Origin of the sequence: Ruegeria sp. MALMAid1280, assembly GCF_049195285.1 — a bacterium.
Lineage (GTDB): Bacteria > Pseudomonadota > Alphaproteobacteria > Rhodobacterales > Rhodobacteraceae > Ruegeria.
This window is the reverse complement of record NZ_JBMIRT010000057.1, coordinates 111,739-130,148: the sequence shown is the minus strand read 5'-3', so window position 1 is coordinate 130,148 and position 18,410 is coordinate 111,739. Positions and strand designations below refer to the sequence as shown.

Below are 18,410 nucleotides of genomic sequence, written 5' to 3'. Positions count from 1 at the left end.
CCGGCATGGGTGGCTGGCATATGCCGGGCACTGAATTTTCGGAGACCACCCCATGCGTCTTGTGCCTGTACTGGCCTTTGCCACACTTCTGTCCGGCTGCCTGTTCGACAAGGAGCCCGAAGTGGTTCGCCTGTCGGGCGAAACGATGGGCACGACGTTCAACATCACCGCCATTGGCGAGGATCTGGACGAGGACGCCTTGGCCGCTGCGGTTCAGGAAACTCTGGCCGAGGTCAACGCCAAGATGTCGAACTGGGACCCGAATTCCGAGGTCTCGACCTTTTCCGCCGCAACCAGCACCGATCCGATGCCGGTATCCGCCGAGTTCGCGCAAGTGATGATGGCGGCGAATGACGTGCATGAGAAAACCGGTGGCATTTTCGACGTCACCCTTGGCCCGCTGATCGAACTGTGGGGCTTTGGCCCGCGCACGCCGGAAGACCCGGTGCCTTCGGATGCTGATATTGAGGCCGCGCTGAGCGGTGTCGGCCAAACCCGGTTGCTGTCCCTGGATGCCGAGGCGGGCACACTGGCGAAATCCGTCCCTGGTGTGGGCATTAATTTGTCCGCCATCGCCAAGGGTTTTGGAATCGACGCCGTCGCCGAGACCCTGCGCGAAGCGGGGATCGAGGACTATCTGGTCGAGATTGGCGGCGATCTGGTCACCAAGGGTCAGAACGACAAGGGCGAAACCTGGCGGATCGGCATCGAAAAACCGCAGGCCGGTGCGCAGACCCCGCAGTTGATCGTATCGGTGGGCGATCTGGGCATGGCCAGCTCGGGCGACTACAAGAATTTCTTCGAACAGGACGGCGTGCGCTATTCGCATATCATCGACCCGACAACGGGCCGTCCGATCACGCACCGGACCACATCGGTCACCGTTCTGGCGGAAACCGCGATGATGGCGGATGCCTGGGCCACGGCGATGCTGGCGCTGGGTCAGGAAAAGGGCCTTGAACTGGCGGAAAAGCATGAACTTGCCGTGTATTTCATCTCGCGGGATGTGACAGGCGGCGAAGAAGCCTATATCACCGTACACAGCACCGCATTCAAAGACGCGCTTGGCGCCAACTAACCGGTAGGACCCACGATGAGCACCTTTATTCTGGCCTTCATTCTGCTGACCCTCGTTGTGGTGGGCATGTCGCTGGGCGTGATGCTGATGGGCAAGACCATCAAGGGCAGCTGCGGTGGTCTGAACGCGATCTCGGGCGCGGACAAATGCGTGGTCTGCCAGAAGGACGTCGATCCGAACTCGCCGCTGCGCGACAAGCTCCAGTGCAAGCGCGCCAGAAAGATGCAGGAGCAGATGGAACGTCAGGCCGAAGCGTAATTTGCACTTCGCCCTAAGCCGGGAATTGGCTAACTAGGTCCCTGAATACTGGGGGTACCGCATGGCCAAAGCCAAAAACATCCTGTTCATCATATTCGACCAGCTGCGCTGGGATTACCTGAGCTGCTACGGCCATCCGCATCTGCATACCCCCAATATTGACCGTCTGGCCGCGCGGGGCGTGCGGTTCGACCGGGCCTATATCCAATCTCCCATCTGCGGCAGTTCGCGAATGTCCACCTATACGGGGCGCTATGTGCATTCGCATGGGGCCTCGTGGAACGGCATCCCGCTGAAGGTGGGTGAGATCACCATGGGCGACCATCTGCGCAAAGCGGGCATGGATTGCTGGCTGGTCGGTAAAACCCATATGAAAGCGGATGCCGAGGGGATGGCGCGGCTGGGGTTGGAGCCCGACAGCCTGATCGGCGCCCGCGTGGCGGAATGCGGGTTCGATGTCTTCGAACGCGACGACGGGATGCGCCCCGAAGGGCCGGATGGGTTCTATGATCCGGGCGGGGCGAAGAACTACAACAAGTACCTCACCGACAAAGGCTATGACAGTGACAACCCGTGGCACGACTTTGCCAATTCCGGGCTGGATGCGGATGGCAACGTATTGTCGGGCTGGTTCCTGAAAAACTCGTCCGAGGCGGCGAATATCGCCGAAGAAGACAGCGAAACCCCCTATCTGACCGGTCGTGGCATTGAATTCATGGAAAGCCATGACGCTCCGTGGTGCTGTCACCTGAGCTTTATCAAGCCGCACTGGCCTTATATCGTGCCGGAACCCTATGCCTCGATGTATGGCCCCGAACATGTGCTGCCGGTCGTTCGATCCGAGGCCGAGCGTGAGAACGCCCACCCGGTTCTGCGCGCATTCATGGACACGAAAATCGGTCAGACCTTCTCGCGTCAGGACGTGCGCGAGGCGGTGATCCCCGCCTATATGGGCCTGATCAAACAGGCCGACGATCAGATGGGCCGCTTGTACGACTGGATGGAGAAAGCCGGACGGATGGAGGACACGATGATCGTGCTGACCTCGGATCACGGCGACTTTCTGGGCGACCACTGGATGGGCGAGAAGACCTTCTTCCACGACGCCTCGACCAAGATACCCCTGATCATCTGCGACCCGTCGCCAGAGGCCGACGCGACGCGCGGCACCGTCAGTGATGCACTGGTCGAATCCATCGACCTCGCCCCGACCTTTGTGGACGTGGCGGGCGGCGATGTCGCCCCTCATATCCTCGAAGGGTATTCGCTGCTGCCGATCCTGCATGGGCAGCAGGATGAAACGCCGCGTAACGTGGTGATCTGCGAATATGATTACTCCGCCTCACCCATCGCCGACATGCTGAACGCCTCGGTCCGGGATGCGGTGATGTTCATGGTCGCCAACAAGAAGTGGAAGCTGATCCATTGCGAAGGCGGCCACCGGCCTATCTTGTTTGATCTGGAAAACGATCCAAACGAGTTGGCCGATCTGGGCGACAGTGCCGACCACGTGAATGTCATCGCGGAAATGTACGACCACCTCTTTGCCTGGACCCGCCGCCCCTCGCAACGCACCACCCGGTCGGAACAGCAACTGATCGAGATGCGCACGAAAAGCCGGGGCAGAGGGGTTGTCTTGGGGATATATGACGAAAACGACGCCCCTCTGGACCTGACTGTCAGATACCGGGGGCGCAAAGCCCGGCCATTTTCTGAATATCTAAGCAAGGGCAAACCCTAGCGTCATTAATTCTGCCCGGCGCAAGCCAAAAGGCGGTTCACCCGCCGTTGGTCAGGCGATACAAGACGGGCCAAGAGCAGAAACCCGGAGAGCCGAAATGACCGCCCCCAAACCTGTTGTCCTGTGCATTCTTGATGGTTGGGGCCTGTCCGAGGACACCAAGGCCAACGCGCCTTATCTGGCCAATACACCGACCTTCGACGCGATCATGGCCGGAGGTCCACACGCAACCCTGATCACCCACGGGCCGGATGTGGGCCTGCCCAGCGGTCAGATGGGCAATTCCGAGGTCGGCCACACCAATATCGGTGCGGGCCGCGTTGTCGCCATGGATCTGGGGCAGATTGACCTGGCCATCGAGGACGGCTCGTTCTTTGACAACGACGCCTTGCAGGGTTTCATTGCCAAGGTGAAGGCTGTGGGTGGCAAGGCGCATCTGATGGGGCTGGTGTCGGACGGGGGGGTACATGGTCACCTGAACCACATCGTTGCGGCGGCCAAAGCGATCACCGACGCGGGCGTGCCGGTCGCACTGCACGCGATCACCGACGGGCGCGACGTGGCGCCAAAATCGGCATTTACCTATATCGCCGAGCTGGAAGATCGCCTGCCTGAAGGCGCACGCATTGTCACCGTTAGCGGGCGCTATTTCGCGATGGATCGCGACAATCGCTGGGAGCGCGTCAGCGAGGCTTATGAGGCGATGATCAAGGGTCAGGGCCGGACAGCTGCGTCTGCGCATGGTGCGATTGACCATGCCTACAACCAGTCGGAAACCGATGAGTTTATCGTGCCCACAGTTCTGGATGGTTTCGACGGCGTGAAAGACGGCGATGGGGTTTTCTGCCTCAACTTCCGCGCCGACCGTGCGCGAGAGATTCTGCGGGCAATTGGCGAGCCCGGTTTTACAGATTTCGACACCGGCCCGCGCCCGCAATTGTCTGCGCTATTGGGCATGGTCGAATACTCGGACGGTCACAATGCCTATATGACCACCGTGTTTCCCAAGCGCGATATCGTAAATACTCTGGGCGAATGGGTCGCCAAACAGGGCCTGCGTCAGTTCCGCCTGGCCGAGACCGAGAAATACCCGCATGTCACATTCTTCCTCAACGGCGGCAAGGAAACGCCCGAGGAGGGCGAGGACCGCTACATGCCGAAATCGCCCAAGGTGGCGACCTATGACCTTCAGCCCGAAATGTCCTCGGCCGAGGTGACCGCCAAATTCGTCGAGGTAATCGAGGCGGGCTATGACCTGATCGTCACCAACTATGCCAACCCGGATATGGTTGGTCACACGGGCGATTTGCGGGCGGCAATCAAGGCCTGTGAGGCCGTGGATCAGGGGTTGGCACAGGTGGTTGCCGCCCTGAAAAAGGCCGGTGGCGCAATGATTGTCACCGCCGACCACGGCAATTGCGAGCTGATGGTCGATCCGGAAACCGGCGCGCCGCATACCGCACACACACTTAACCCGGTCCCCGTTGCATTGGTTGGCGGGCCAAAGGGTGCCACTCTGCGCAACGGGCGTCTGTCCGATCTGGCACCAACCCTGTTGCAACTGATGGGTCTGGAACAGCCGCCGGAAATGACTGGAAAGAGCCTGCTGTCATGACCATGCGCGCGCTTGTTCTGGCGCTGCTGTTTGCGGCCCCGGTCCACGCACAGACCGACCCGTCCACAGCCGCGCTGAATGCGGCGCAGATGCTCGAGGACGCCTCGGTCGCATTGACTGAGGCCGACAGCGCCCGTGATCGTGTACGCGCCCTGACCGAAACCATTCAGGCCTATGAGGCCGGTCTGACCGCCATGCGCGAGGGCCTGCGCCGCGCCGCCACGCGCGAGGCACAGCTGACCGCCGAGCTGCGCACCCGCGAAAAGGATATCGCGCAGTTGCTTGGGGTGTTGCAGACCATCGAAACGACCGCCCCGCCGGTTCTGATGCTGCACCCGTCGGGGCCGCTGGGCTCAGCCCGGGCTGGGATGATGCTGTCCGAAGTCACACCCGGCCTCAACGCACGTGCGCAGGCTTTGGCCCATGATCTGCAAGAGGTGCAGACCCTGCGCCAATTGCAACAGAGTGCCGCGGAAACCCTGACCGAAGGGCTGACGGGCGTCCAAACCGCTCGCACGCGGCTGAGCACCGCGATCGCTGATCGCACGGATTTACCAAGCCGTTTTGTCGAAGACCCTGTGCGGACCGCAATCCTGATCTCGTCCACTGAGACTCTGGAAGGGTTTGCCAGCGGCCTGTCCGAAATTTCCGAAGGCGAAATCACTGAAACCAATGCAGACATCTCGGATAGCAAGGGTGAGATTGCGTTGCCCGCGCAGGGCGTTCTGCTGCACCGCGCAGGGGAAACGGATGCGGCTGGTGTCAAACGCCCCGGTGTGATCCTGGGCACGCGACCCCGCGCGATTGTGACTTCGCCGACAGCCGCCACGATCCGTTATCGCGGACCGCTGCTGGATTTGGGGAATCTGGTGATACTTGAGCCTCAACCCGGGCTTTTGTTCGTGTTTTCGGGCCTGCAAGAGGTTTACGGCAACACCGGACAGGTGATCCCCGAGGGCACTCCGGTCGGGTTGATGCCCGGTGAAACGCCCGAAATCGGCGCTATTTTGTCAACAAGCGGTGATGGCACTGGAACTGACCGGTCAGAAACGCTCTATATAGAGGTAAGACAGGATAACAGCCCCGTGGACCCGGAATCGTGGTTTCGGACCAGCAAGGATGGATGAGTACGTATGAAGAAATTTGTGATGGCCGCTCTGGCCGGAACCGTGGCAGGCGTAATCGCAACCACTCAGATCGCAGGCCCTCTGCTGGCGCAGGAGGCCGAGAACAATGCCACCGTCTATGAGCAGCTGGATCTGTTCGGCGACATTTTCGAACGCATTCGTGCGCAATATGTCGAAGAGGTCGAGCCCGAGGAACTGATCGAAGCCGCGATTGACGGCATGCTGACGTCGCTGGACCCGCATTCCAGCTATCTTTCGCCCGACGATGCCGAGCAGATGCGCGTGCAGACCCGTGGTGAGTTCGGCGGGTTAGGCATCGAGGTTACGCAAGAAGAGGGCTTTGTGAAGGTCGTCTCGCCCATCGACGATACGCCCGCAGATGCGGCCGGGATCGAAGCCGGCGATTTCATCACCCATGTCGATGGCGAAAGCATTCTGGGCCTGACGCTGGACAAGGCGGTTGATCTGATGCGCGGCCCGGTCGGGTCCGAAATCGTGATCACGGTCGTGCGCGAAGGTGAACAGGAACCGTTCGACGTCACCATCATCCGCGACACCATCAAACTGACCGCCGTGCGCGCCCGCACCGAAGGCACCAGTGTCGTGCTGCGGGTCACCACGTTCAACGATCAGACCTTCCCCAACCTTGAGGAAGGTTTGAGCGCTCAGATCGAAGAAGCTGGCGGCATCGAAAAGGTCAACGGCTTTGTTCTGGACCTGCGCAACAACCCGGGTGGTCTGCTGACGCAGGCGATCAAGGTGTCGGATGCGTTCCTGAACGAAGGCGAGATCGTCTCGACCCGCGGTCGCGATCCGGGTGAGGGCGAGCGGTTCAACGCCACCCCCGGCGATTTGGCCGAAGGCAAGCCGATCGTGGTTCTGATCAATGGCGGGTCGGCCTCAGCCTCCGAGATCGTGGCTGGCGCGCTGCAGGATCACCGCCGCGCCATCGTTGTCGGCACCAAGAGCTTTGGCAAAGGCTCGGTGCAGACGGTGATGCCCCTGCGCGGAGACGGTGCGATGCGCCTGACCACATCGCGGTATTACACGCCGTCGGGCCGCTCGATCCAGGCGCTTGGCGTCAGCCCCGACATCATCGTCGAACAGCCGCGCCCGGCACCTGCGACAGATGACGAGGACGCGAACAGCCCGGCCCGGTCCGAAGCTGACCTGCGCGGCAGTCTGAACAATGACAGCCTCAGCGAGGATGAAATCCGTCAGATCGAAGAAGACCGTGCCCGCGCCGAAGCAACTGCGGAACTGCGGGAAGAAGATTATCAGCTGGCCTATGCCATCGACATCCTAAAGGGTCTGTCGGCATTCAACCCGAACGGGCCGTCTCAGTGATATACCGAGGCCGCCTCATGAGGGGCCTCTGATACAGGATATTGAAAGCCCCGCTCGTTTTTCGGCGGGGCTTTCCGTTTGGCTTGGTTTGTCCGGGACGCGTTCTCTGACAGGCTCAGATCGGCTTCCAGCCTGCTTTAACCCAGTTTGCAAACTCTGCTTCATCAATTCGACCTGCCGCCAGACCTTCCATCATCAATACACCCTTGGTTGGATCCGGAAGAAAGGCATGCCCGTTAAGTCGCAGGAAAGTAAGGGCGGTCACAAACGCCGTTCTCTTGTTGCCGTCGACGAAAGCATGCGCCTTGGCGATGCCAAAAGCGTAGGCGGCTGCAATTTCGGCAAGATCGGCATCGGCATAGGCCGCAAGGTTCATGGCCCTTGCGCAGCCCATCTCCAAAAGGGCGCGATCCCGCATTCCGGGGGCGCCGCCATGTCGTGATATCTGTCTGTCGTGAATAGCGACAACCGCCGCCAGAGGGACCCAGGTCAGGGGCTTCACGCAAGCGCCTGAAGCAGATCGCGGTTCTCATCCATGACAACCTCTGCGGCCTCAAGCGCCTCGGCGACCGAAGGGTCATGGGCCATGATTTTCAGCGTGCCATCATCACCGCGCAAGACGAAAAGGGTATCACCCTCTTTGGCATCGAGGATGGTCAGCATCTCGGTGGACAGCGTCATGACGGCCGAGTTTCCGACCTTGCGGATCTTGGTTTCGATCATTGGGTTCTCCCGGTATATATTAATGTATATACCCTTCTGAGGTGAAACTGGCAAGTTTCAACTGACTCATCCGGAATTGACCTTTAGCCAATGGGATCAGCCTTCCACCTTATGCAGCTTTTCCTCATCCAGCATTATTGCCAGCAAGACGCCGACCGAAACGGAAATGGTCGCAAAGATGAAGGCCATGTTCATTCCGGCATCAAACGAAGCGGCGATGGCGGATTTGACCTTTTCGACCTCGGCGGGACTCAGTTTTTCCATAACGGCCTTGGCAGAGGGTGTGGTCAGCGTTCCCCCGTTTATGGCCCTCTGGTTGGCTTCCGAGAGGTCAATCCCGGCGGATGCCAGCCGCTCACCCAGGCTGCGCAGGCTGACAAGGTACATGATCGCAGTGGCGCAGGCGACCGAGATGGCGCCATAGACCAGATGGGTCATGAAACTCAGCCCACCGACCAGACCCGCCCGTTCCGGTTTCACCGCACAGACGGCGGCGGTGCCGGATGGCCCGACCGTCAGCGTCGCGCCCAAACCGATCATCGCCATGCCCGGCAGGATCTGGAAATATCCGAGCCCTGCGGGCATCACCACAACGCTGGCGGCCCCGACTGTGGCACAGAGATACCCCCAGAGCAAAAGCCGTTTGGGGCCGAAATCGTTATACAACCGGCCCGACAGGATGGACCCAACCGCCAGAAGAACCGTCAGCGGTGCCAGCCCAAAAGCCGACTGCAAGGTCGACCAGCCCAGAACCTTTTGCATGTATTGCGGGAAATACATCAGCCCGACAAAGGCGGCCGACACGTTGAACATGTTCAGCCCCAAGGTGATGCGAAATTCGCGGTTCGCCATCATCTGCGGCAGTAACAGCGGCTCTTTCACCCGTTTTTCCACCTGCGGGAATAGAACGAACAACACCGCGCTGACAAAGAACAGCATCAGCAACGGGGCCGAAGTCCAGCCCCAGTCCGCGCCCACATCCAACCCGTAAAGCAACAGCAAGACGGCAAAGGACAGCACGCCCATCCCGGCAAAGTCGATATGCTCCCCTTGCTTGTGCTGGGTTTCGCGCTGCATCAGCAGCAGGGCAGTCACCATCGAGATGGTCGAGAACACCACGTTGGCCAGGAAAAACAGCCGCCAGTCTCCCAGATTGACCACCATTCCGCTGATCAGAGGCCCAAAGACGTTGCCGCAAGTGACGCCCGCCAGGATCAGCCCCATGATCATGGCCCGATGTTCGGGCCGCGAGACCTTAGTCGCACCGAACGCCAGCGTGCAGGGCCAGACGCATCCCGCGCCGATCCCCTGCAAGGCACGGGCAGCAATCAGGAAGTCCAGACTGGGCGAGACAAAGCACATGACGGACGAGAACAGAAAGATCGACAGTCCGATCAGCATCATCTTGCGGTGACCGAACATATCGCCCATGCGCCCTCCGGCGACCATGGTCATGGCGAAGAACAGGGCGTAGATGTTCAGAACCCATTGCGTGCTGGTGATATCCGCATCGAAACTGTTTTCAATGGCCGGAACCAGGATCAGCGCGCCAGTAAAGTCGATGCCGATCCCGAACCCCGTCACCATCAATGCAATGACTTTGACGATGCTGCTGCGATCCATGAGTTTGCCCAGGCTGCTGCGGGTCACCCTAGGATGCACGGAATTCCGGTGAAAAGATAGGGACTTGCCCCGGGCGGATCACTCGGCGCCGCTTTGCGTTCGGCGAAAGGCGCGTTTCAGCATGTCCAGCTCGGCGCGCAAAAGTTCGACCTCGGCGCGTAGGTCATCCGCCGCGGGAGAGCCTGCAATGATGGTGAAATCGCCAAGCTTTTCCGAGGTCGCCGCACCCACGATCACAAAGCAATGCACTCCGTCGGAAAGTGCGGCCACGGGTACGGGAACGCTCAGGTTCCAGCCGTCGTCAGATGCCGAAACCCGCACACCGTCTAGGGTTTCACCCAGATAGCGCACTTCGACCTGGGGCTCGCTGTCGGCCTGCAGATGCCCTTGCCAGAGACCGTTTTCGAACCGGATCGGCGTCAATGTCGGAAGCGTCATGGTCGGAACTCTTATAAATCGGCGCGGTGGTGGCGGCAAAAGGTCAGATCGTGCAGCGTGGCACGGTTCATATGTGGATTGTCAAAGATCAGGTCCAGCCAGATCTTCTCGATCCGCTGCTCGTTCAGGGGCAGGTGGGCCAGATCGAAGTCAACAGAATTGGACGGGGTGGACAGGTCCAGCTTGCGCAGCACCTGTTCGGTATTGGGGCCGTGCTGGATGTTGAGCCGGGCAAACATCTCAAGCGGCTGTTCCAGCTCAACCTGCACGTCAACGCGCATCAGATGCTGCTTGGTCAGCCCCTGCGCGGCCTCGGGCGGCAGCGCAACGGACAGGGACAGGAACGAGCCTGAAAACCCGAACACATCGACCGTCAGTCCGAATGCGGCCAGATCCTTGTCGCGGGAATTCCGGGTCTGCCGCATCCCGATCTCGGCCAAGGGGCAATCGTGGAACAGCGTCACCTGCCGATCCATCTGCGCCCTGCGCGGGGCCGAGGCCACACCGGGGCGCGGCAGCGGCCCACGCCACATATCCGGCCGCCAGCACCAATCCGTACCCAGAGGTTTGGGAAACTGCAGCGACCCGATTCTGGGGCGGGCCAAACGGCCATCGGCTTCATGGATCAGCATGTCCAGCTGGGTGCGCAGCTTGCGGGCTTCGTCACGCTGCAGCCGCAGCTGCGGCTCGGGTGCTTCGTCCGCGCCACTCAGCGCCGCGCGCCAACGCGCTACAACCCGGCGATGAATATAGCGATCCAGAAGTCTGCCCATGGCCCCATCATTCAGAATTTGACCCTGTTTAGTCAAAGACGACACAGGGATTAAAGGTGAATAAACGATTTTGCGGATCAAAATTTTCAAATTCGTGAATGGCTGGGCGGGTGGCCAACCGGGTCGCAATCTGTTACCCCGCCGCATTCTTGCATTCGCCGGAGTCAGTGCGTACCGTCTGTCACCGGATTGCACTGGCTGACCCAAAACGCATCCAATAAATCTGAGGCACGACCGGGGCATGGAACCCACTCTGTTCGCATTCATCTGGAAACATTCCAGGAAACAACAGCTTGTCTTGCTGTTGTTGACGATCCTGTCGTTCCCGTTTCTCTACGCCTCGCTTGAACTGCCCAAGCAGATTATCAACGGTGCCATCGGTGCCCCCGGTGACTCGGTCACAGTTCTGGACTTCACGGTGACCCAGGTGCAGTATCTGATGATCCTGTGCTTTGCCTTTCTGGCCACGGTGATTGCCAGCGGTCTGATGAAGATGCGCATCAACACGATGAAGGGCATTCTGGCCGAGCGTATGCTGCGTCGCCTGCGCTTCACCCTGATCCACCGCACCATGCGATTCCCGAAATCTTATTTCGCCACCACCAGCCAAGGTGAGCTGGTGTCGATGATCACCTCCGAGGCGGAGCCGATGGGCGGGCTGATGGGCGACGCCATCGCCCAACCGGTGTTCCAGTTCGGCCAGATGATGACCATCGTCACCTTCCTGTTCATGCAGAGCGTCTGGTTCGGGCTGGCCAGCATCGCGCTGATCCCGCTGCAGGCATGGTTGATCCCGAAACTGCAACGCCAGATCAACCTGCTGAACAAGGAACGTATTCAGGAGGTGCGCAACCTCAGCTCCGAGATCGGTGAAAGCGCCGCGGGCATCAGCGATCTGCGCACCAATGGCGGCTGGCGGTATCGGCTGGCGCAGTTCAGCCACCGGTTGGGGCTCTTGTTCGAGATCCGGTTCAAGATCTACAACAAGAAATTCTTCATGAAATTCCTCAACAATCTGATCACGCAGATGACACCGTTCCTGTTTTACTCGGTCGGCGGTTATCTGGCGATCAAGGGAGAGGTGACGGTGGGCGCTCTGGTGGCGGCGCTTGGGGCCTACAAGGACCTCAGCGGCCCGTGGAAGGATCTGCTGACCTATTACAATCAGGTTCAGGACATGTCCCTGCGGTGGGAGGTGGTGACCGAACGCTTTGCGCCTTCGAACATGATCCCGGAAGAGCTGTTCGTGGGCAAGCCCGAAGTGATCCCGCATCTGAACGGCGAAATTAAGCTGCGCAACGTGACCGTGCGCGACGAGGACGGCAAGACAGTACTGGAAGATATCGACCTGACCATTCCAAAGGGCGCCCGCGTCGCCATCCGGTCCGGCCAGGCCTCGGAACGCAATGCGCTGGCGCAGGTGCTGACCCGCGAAGTCCTGCCGGTGCAGGGCGAGGTCATCATGGCCGGTCATAACCTGAAAGACCTGCATCAGACCGTGATCGCGGCGCGCATCGGATACGCTTATTCCCGGCCGTACCTGTTTAACGGCACCCTGGGCGACAACCTGTTGATGCCGCTGCGTCCGCATCCGCAACACGAGGCTGAGGCGGAAAAAGCCCCAAAACGTTGGCAAATCGAAGCAGCCCGGGCAGGCAATCCTACGGATTCGCTGGCCGATGAATGGATCGATCCGGATTTGGCCGGGCTGGACGATATCGACGACATCCGGGACTGGTGGTTCAAACTGGTCGAGGCGATGGGGATCGACGAGTTTATGCTGCGGCGCACCCTGCGCACGCGGTTTGACCCGAAACTGCACCCGGTTTTGGCGCAAGGGGTCGTAAATCTGCGCGAAACCGTGGCCCTGCGATTAAAGGAAAAGGGGCTGGACCGCCATGTCTACCGCTTCGACCCTGACCGCTTTAATCCGGCTGTTCCGCTGGGCGGCAACCTGTTGTTTGCCACCCCGTCGCGGGACATCACGCCCGAGACGCTGGCCAGTGACACGCGGTTCAGGAACATGTTCGGAATGCCTGATCTGGCCGGCGATGCCATGACGATGGGCACCACCGTTCTTGAAACCCTGGATCAGGCTTTTGGCCGCGACGGAACGGATCACCCGCTGTTTCTGCGTCTGGGGATGACGAAAGACATGTACCACCGCCTGCTAGACATCAAAGATCGGCTTAAATCCAAAGGGGACGGCGGGATCAGCGACTCGGAACGGTCGCTGCTGCTGACCATCCCGTTCCTGCTGACAGCCGAGCAGATCGGCCCCGATTTCCCCGATGAATACAAGGACAAGATCCTCTCCATCCGCAAAAACCATTCCGAGAGCCTGCGCCGGGCGCTGGGTGAGATGTTCGTGCCGCTGTCTCCGGACAGTTATTTGCCGCGGCTGACGGTGATGGAAAACGCGCTGTACGGGCGGGTGTCGCTGATGGCGGGCGCCCATGCCGAGGAAATCGAGGACGTTGTGGCGCAGGCCATCAACGAGGCCGGGCTGCGACGCCGGGCTGCCTCCACCATGTTCGACCTGCCCACCGGTTTGGGCGGAAACAACCTGCCGACCGTATTTCAGGAACGCGCGGCGTTTTCGCGGGCGGGGATCAAGCGCCCCGATATTCTGATCCTCGACAAGGCGCTGGCCAGCCACGATTCCCAAAGCCGCCTGCGCACGCGTCTGCGACTGCGCGAATTGCTGCCGGATTCGATCATGATCTTCATGGAGGATCACTTTGCCCACCCCGAGGCCTATGATTTGTTCATCGAAATCAAGGATGGGCGCATCGACGGTGTTGCGCGGACCCAAGGCCACCACGAAGAGGGAACCTCGGCCGATCTGAGCCGGAAGTTGCAGATTATCGCCTCGACCGAGCTGTTTTCGGGCATCGACGCGCGCAACCAGCGCCTGCTGGCGTTTTCGGCACAATGGTACGAGGCGGGCGAGGGACAGATGATTTTCTCCCGCGGTCAGGCGCCCGATGCGGCCTATCTGTGCATCAAGGGGCAGGCCAATCTGATCTGGACCGAAGAAGGCGGCGGCACGCGCCCCATCTCGATTGTCGAACCCGGCCGCCTGATCGGTGATCTGTCGATCATCACCGGCGATCTCCGTCAACTGGATCTGGAAGCCATCACGGATTGCACCTTCCTGCGCATCGGCGCCGAGGAATTGCGTGCGGTGATCGAAAGCGACGCCTCGGTCGCGGTTCAGCTGTTGCAGACCGTCGCGGGATATCTGACCACTTTGTCGACTAGGCTGAACGAGGTCCAGAAAACCGCCGATGTCTTCCCGGATTTGCCGCAATCCATCGAAGGCGAGAGCACCGGCAACAATGCGTGAACCCGCCGCCTATTCCGCCCATGAACTGCTTGTGGCCAATGCCCGCGCCCGGCCCGAGCTTTGGCGTCTGCTGGTCGGACTGGTCATTGTCGGCGTGCTGTATGTGACGCTGAATTCGGTTCTGTTCGCTCTCATCGGCGGTCTGATCCCTCCGGATCAGGCGCAGGGTTTTCTGCGCGGCACGTCTGTGGTGGCAACGCTGGTCTTGCTGATGAGTTTCGGATTTCTGACGCTAGGGGTCGCTGTTGCCGCCCGGCAAATGCAACAGCGGTCGCTACGGGCGATTCTTGGGCCGCGCAACCTGTTCCGACAGCAATTTGTTCTTGTGGCGCTGGCCCTGACGGTTCTGGGCGTGGTCATGGCCGTTTTGCCGCCATACGGGATGGGGAAACCGCTGACCCAAAACCTCGCCTTGCCCACATGGCTGTTACTCCTGCCGGTGTCGGCATTTGCAGTACTGATTCAGACCAGCGCCGAGGAAGTGTTGTTTCGAGGGTATATCCAGCAATCCCTTGCGGCCAGATTTCGGTCTCCGGTGATCTGGATGGGCCTGCCCTCGGCTTTGTTTGCCGCCGGGCACTACGCGCCGGGTGTGACCGGGGATAATGCGCTTCTCGTGACGATCTGGGCCTTTGTGTTCGGCCTGCTGGCGGCAGATCTGACCGCAAGATCCGGAACTCTGGGGCCTGCTATTGCTTTGCATTTCCTCAACAATACTGTCGCACTTCTGTTCATTTCGCTGCCTGACACCCTCAGCGGGCTAGCGCTGTACCTGCTGCCATATGAGATGACCGAGACAGGAATGCTGCGACAATGGCTGTTCGTGGATTTCGCGGTGATGATTGTCTGTTGGCTGACAGCGCGTCTTGCGCTCAGGCGTTGATTGCATTTCCTTCCGTTGCGTCTTATTTGACGTCAACGCCGCTCAAGCAAGGTTCCGACATGAACTGGATCACAAACTACGTCCGCCCCCGGATCAACTCGATCTTCTCGCGCCGGGAGGTGCCCGAAAACCTTTGGCACAAGTGCGACGAATGCGGCACGATGCTGTTCCACCGCGAGTTGGCCGAAAACCAGAATGTGTGCACCCAGTGCGATCATCACATGGCGATCACCCCGCGCGATCGGTTCAAGCACCTGTTTGACGGTGGCATTTTCGCCGAAGTCGAGGTGCCCGCACCAAAAGACGACCCGCTGCAATTCCGCGACCAGAAGAAATACCCTGACCGGATGAAAGCAGCGCAGAAAAAAACCGGTGAGAAAGAGGCGATGCTGGTCGCCAGCGGTGAAATTGGCCGCACGCCGATCATCGCCGCCGCGCAGGATTTCTCGTTCATGGGCGGGTCGATGGGCATGTATGTTGGCAACGCCATCATCGCCGCCGCGCAAGAGGCGGTAAAGCTGAAGCGCCCGTTGATCCTGTTCTCGGCCGCGGGCGGCGCGCGGATGCAGGAGGGCATCCTCAGCCTGATGCAAATGCCACGCACCACCGTAGCCGTCGAAATGCTGAAAGAGGCAAACCTGCCTTATATCGTCGTGCTGACTCACCCCACCACCGGAGGCGTTACCGCGTCCTATGCAATGCTGGGTGACGTGCATATCTCGGAACCCAACGCGCTGATCTGTTTTGCCGGGCCGCGCGTGATAGAACAAACTATCCGCGAAAAACTGCCCGAAGGGTTCCAGCGCGCCGAATACCTGCTGGATCACGGGATGCTGGACCGCGTCACCAAACGCACCGAGATGCGCGAGGAGCTGATCACCATCACGCGTATGCTGATGAACCAGCCTCCGGCGGTCAAAGGCGACCTGCCTGCGCCCGAGCCCGAAGAATCCTCTGCTGACGCACCGGCCGAGGACGCGGGCGAGAAATGACCGGCCAGACATCCGACCTCATCCTTGACCGGATGATGGCGCTGCATCCCAAGATCATTGATCTGACCTTGGATCGTGTCTGGCGTCTGCTGGACGCTTTGGACAACCCGCAGACCAAACTGCCACCGGTGATCCATATTGCCGGAACCAATGGCAAAGGCTCGACCCAGGCCATGATCCGGGCCGGTCTTGAAGGGGCAGGGCTGTCAGCCCACGCCTATACCTCTCCGCACTTGGCACGGTTTCACGAACGCATCCGTTTGGCCGGAGAACTGATCTCGGAAACTGACCTGACGGCGGTTCTGGATGAGTGCTACGCCGCGAATAATGGCGAGAACATCACCTATTTCGAGATCACAACCTGCGCTGCCCTGCTTGCCTTTGCCCGGGCGCAGGCGGATTTCACGTTGCTTGAGGTCGGCCTGGGCGGTCGTCTGGATGCAACCAATGTCGTCCACCAACCCGCTGTTACGGTGATCACCCCAATCTCGATCGACCACGAACAGTTTCTGGGCAACACGCTGGGCAAGATTGCCGCAGAAAAGGCAGGCATCATTAAGCCCGGCGTCCCCTGCATTGTCGGCCCGCAACAGGACGAAGCCTTGGAGGTCATCGAGTACACCGCCGCGCGCCTAGGGGCACGGCTGCTGGTCCACGGCCAGCACTGGCACGTGCATGAGGAAAACGGACGCCTGATCTATCAGGACGAAACCGGCCTGCGCGACCTGCCGCTGCCGAACCTGTTGGGCGCGCACCAGATCCAGAACGCCGGCGCCGCGCTGGCGGTTCTGCGCCACCTGAACATGGGCGATGACGCCTATGAGGCCGCCGTGACCAAGGCCGAATGGCCCGCACGGATGCAACGCCTGAAAACTGGACCTCTGGTCAAGGCCGCCCCGCAGGCCGAGCTCTGGCTGGACGGTGGCCACAATGCCGCCGCAGGGATCGCGTTGGCTGACGTACTGGCCAAGCTGCCAGACCGCCCGACCCATATGATCTGCGGTATGCTCAACACCAAGGACGTCACCGGCTATCTGGCTCCGCTGGCGAAGCGCGCCCAAAGCCTGACCGCCGTCTCCATCCCCGGAGAAGCCGCCACGCTCAGCGCCAAGGACACCGCCGCAGCCGCAGCCAGGGTCGATTTGCCCGCCACAACCGCTGACAGCGTCGCTGATGCGCTGGAAACAATAGTGGCGGAAAACCCGCAGGCCCGCGTGCTGATTTGCGGCTCGCTTTATCTGGCTGGCAACATCCTGCGCGAAAACGGCTGAACAAAATCCGCGCAGATTCACCTTTTGAAAAATACTCCGGGGGAGGCGCGCAAAGCGCGGCGGGGGCAGCGCCCCCTATTTCCCCCAATCCTGATCCTGCATTTCCCGAAGGCGCGAGGCGGTGCGTTCAAATTCAAACCTCCCTTCGCCCTCGACATACAGCATTTCGGGTTCGGCTGCGGCAGAACAGATCAGACGCACCTTTGCTTCATACAGCGCATCAATCAGGGTCACGAACCGCTTGGCTTCGTTGAAGTTGTTCCGCGACAGGCGCGGAATATCTTCCAACACCAGAACCTTCAGTTCCTCGGCAATCGCCAGATAATCCGCAGGCCCCAGCATCCGTCCGCACAGATCATAGAACGACGCCCGCGCGACGCCGTTGCGAAAGGCGGGCAACTCAACCGCGCGACCCTTGACCTGCAGGATCAGCGGCTCGGCCTTGCCTCCCGATAGATCGTTCCAGACGCTCCGAACGCTCTGCCGCGCTTCGGGACCGATTGGCGTGAAATAAACCGGCGCCCCTTCCAGCCGGTTCTGGCGATAATCGGTGGGCGAGACCAGCTCCCATACCCGTAGCTGGTCCTTGATATGGGCGATAAAAGGCAGGAACAGCTGCCGGTTCAGCCCGTCCTTATAAAGATCGTCGGGATGCCGGTTCGAGGTCGTCACCACCACAACCCCACCTTCGAACAGCAGGTCGAACAACCGCCCCACGATCATCGCATCGGTGATATCGGTGATCTGCATCTCGTCAAAGGCCAACAGCTTGACCGTCTTAACAACCTCCTGCGCTACCGGGGCCAGTGCATCCTCGACCCCCTCCTGACGGGCCTTGTGCATACCCGCATGGATTTCCTGCATGAAAGCGTGGAAGTGTACGCGCCGCGCGGGCACATCCTGCAACGCATCAACGAACATATCCATCAGCATCGACTTGCCGCGCCCGACACCCCCCCAAAGATACAACCCTTTCGGCGGCGGAGGCGCTTTGCGAAACAATCCGCGCTTGACCGGGGCGGCAAGGGCTGCACGAATGCGCTCGAAATGGGGCAGCACCGCCTCTTGCGCGTCATCCCGTGTCAGGATGCCCTGTGCAACCCGGTCGTTATAAAGCGAAATTAAATCCGTCATGAACCCGAGCCATAGCGCGCCCTTTGAAGCTTGAAAAGCAGCCAAATTGTCGACGCAT

General features: G+C 60.3%; 16 protein-coding genes. 10 read left to right on the top strand and 6 right to left on the bottom strand.

Features of this window, described 5'->3' with window-relative positions:
• The first annotated feature begins 52 nt into the window (after positions 1–52).
• The 6 genes from ACOQFT_RS16275 (at position 53) to ACOQFT_RS16250 (ending at position 7,166) form a co-directional block, all read left to right on the top strand.
• Positions 53–1,078, top strand: a complete 1,026-nt coding sequence (locus tag ACOQFT_RS16275) for an FAD:protein FMN transferase (RefSeq protein WP_421598943.1) — start codon at positions 53–55, stop codon at positions 1,076–1,078.
• Positions 1,079–1,093: 15 nt separating this feature from the next.
• Positions 1,094–1,336 carry a (Na+)-NQR maturation NqrM gene (gene nqrM / locus ACOQFT_RS16270; protein WP_170326465.1) on the top strand — a complete coding sequence of 81 codons (243 nt, stop codon included), beginning with the start codon at positions 1,094–1,096 and terminating at the stop codon, positions 1,334–1,336.
• Between the two features lie 61 nt (positions 1,337–1,397).
• Positions 1,398–3,077 (top strand): sulfatase-like hydrolase/transferase, encoded by a 1,680-nt coding sequence (locus tag ACOQFT_RS16265; RefSeq protein WP_421598942.1) that lies wholly within the window; start codon positions 1,398–1,400, stop codon positions 3,075–3,077.
• A 97-nt stretch (positions 3,078–3,174) separates the two neighbouring features.
• Entirely contained in the window at positions 3,175–4,692 is a 1,518-nt protein-coding gene (gene gpmI, locus ACOQFT_RS16260) for a 2,3-bisphosphoglycerate-independent phosphoglycerate mutase (RefSeq protein ID WP_421598940.1), read from the top strand.
• Complete coding sequence (locus tag ACOQFT_RS16255) at positions 4,689–5,819, top strand: murein hydrolase activator EnvC family protein (RefSeq protein WP_421598938.1); 1,131 nt, start codon at positions 4,689–4,691, stop codon at positions 5,817–5,819. The genes gpmI and ACOQFT_RS16255 overlap by 4 nt, the downstream gene beginning before the upstream one ends.
• A gap of 6 nt (positions 5,820–5,825) precedes the next feature.
• Positions 5,826–7,166: a S41 family peptidase gene (locus ACOQFT_RS16250; protein ID WP_421598937.1), complete on the top strand. Its 1,341-nt coding sequence runs from the start codon at positions 5,826–5,828 to the stop codon at positions 7,164–7,166.
• A gap of 115 nt (positions 7,167–7,281) precedes the next feature.
• On the opposite strand, the gene ACOQFT_RS16245 is transcribed toward ACOQFT_RS16250, so the two are convergent.
• The 5 genes from ACOQFT_RS16245 to ACOQFT_RS16225 form a co-directional block, all read right to left on the bottom strand.
• The gene (locus tag ACOQFT_RS16245) at positions 7,282–7,668 is read right to left on the bottom strand and encodes a type II toxin-antitoxin system death-on-curing family toxin (protein ID WP_421598935.1); all 387 of its coding nucleotides are present in this window, start codon (positions 7,666–7,668) and stop codon (positions 7,282–7,284) included.
• A complete protein-coding gene (locus tag ACOQFT_RS16240; protein ID WP_421598934.1) occupies positions 7,665–7,889 on the bottom strand; it encodes a transcriptional regulator/antitoxin MazE in 225 nt (74 codons plus the stop codon). The genes ACOQFT_RS16245 and ACOQFT_RS16240 overlap by 4 nt, the downstream gene beginning before the upstream one ends.
• 96 nt (positions 7,890–7,985) lie before the next feature.
• Positions 7,986–9,512, bottom strand: a complete 1,527-nt coding sequence (locus tag ACOQFT_RS16235; RefSeq protein ID WP_421598933.1) for an MFS transporter — start codon at positions 9,510–9,512, stop codon at positions 7,986–7,988.
• 78 nt (positions 9,513–9,590) lie between these two features.
• Positions 9,591–9,950, bottom strand: a complete 360-nt coding sequence (locus tag ACOQFT_RS16230; protein ID WP_421598932.1) for a hypothetical protein — start codon at positions 9,948–9,950, stop codon at positions 9,591–9,593.
• An 11-nt stretch (positions 9,951–9,961) separates the two neighbouring features.
• Positions 9,962–10,723: a DUF6478 family protein gene (locus ACOQFT_RS16225; protein ID WP_421598931.1), complete on the bottom strand. Its 762-nt coding sequence runs from the start codon at positions 10,721–10,723 to the stop codon at positions 9,962–9,964.
• Between the two features lie 241 nt (positions 10,724–10,964).
• On the opposite strand from ACOQFT_RS16225, the gene ACOQFT_RS16220 reads away from it, so the two are divergent.
• From ACOQFT_RS16220 to ACOQFT_RS16205, 4 genes are read left to right on the top strand one after another with little or no spacing between them, the layout of a single operon-like run.
• On the top strand, positions 10,965–14,072 hold the full coding sequence (locus ACOQFT_RS16220) for an ABC transporter transmembrane domain-containing protein (RefSeq protein WP_421598930.1): 3,108 nt from the start codon (positions 10,965–10,967) through the stop codon (positions 14,070–14,072).
• Positions 14,065–14,955, top strand: coding sequence for a CPBP family intramembrane glutamic endopeptidase (locus tag ACOQFT_RS16215; protein WP_421598929.1), 891 nt, complete (start codon positions 14,065–14,067; stop codon positions 14,953–14,955). The genes ACOQFT_RS16220 and ACOQFT_RS16215 overlap by 8 nt, the downstream gene beginning before the upstream one ends.
• A 59-nt stretch (positions 14,956–15,014) precedes the next feature.
• Positions 15,015–15,947 carry an acetyl-CoA carboxylase, carboxyltransferase subunit beta gene (gene accD, locus ACOQFT_RS16210; RefSeq protein WP_421598928.1) on the top strand — a complete coding sequence of 311 codons (933 nt, stop codon included), beginning with the start codon at positions 15,015–15,017 and terminating at the stop codon, positions 15,945–15,947.
• Positions 15,944–17,218, top strand: coding sequence for a bifunctional folylpolyglutamate synthase/dihydrofolate synthase (locus tag ACOQFT_RS16205; protein ID WP_421598927.1), 1,275 nt, complete (start codon positions 15,944–15,946; stop codon positions 17,216–17,218). Before accD ends, ACOQFT_RS16205 begins: the two co-directional genes overlap by 4 nt.
• A gap of 75 nt (positions 17,219–17,293) precedes the next feature.
• Here ACOQFT_RS16205 and zapE read toward each other — a convergent pair whose 3' ends face one another.
• Positions 17,294–18,352, bottom strand: coding sequence for a cell division protein ZapE (gene zapE / locus ACOQFT_RS16200; protein WP_421598926.1), 1,059 nt, complete (start codon positions 18,350–18,352; stop codon positions 17,294–17,296).
• Positions 18,353–18,410: the final 58 nt, after the last annotated feature.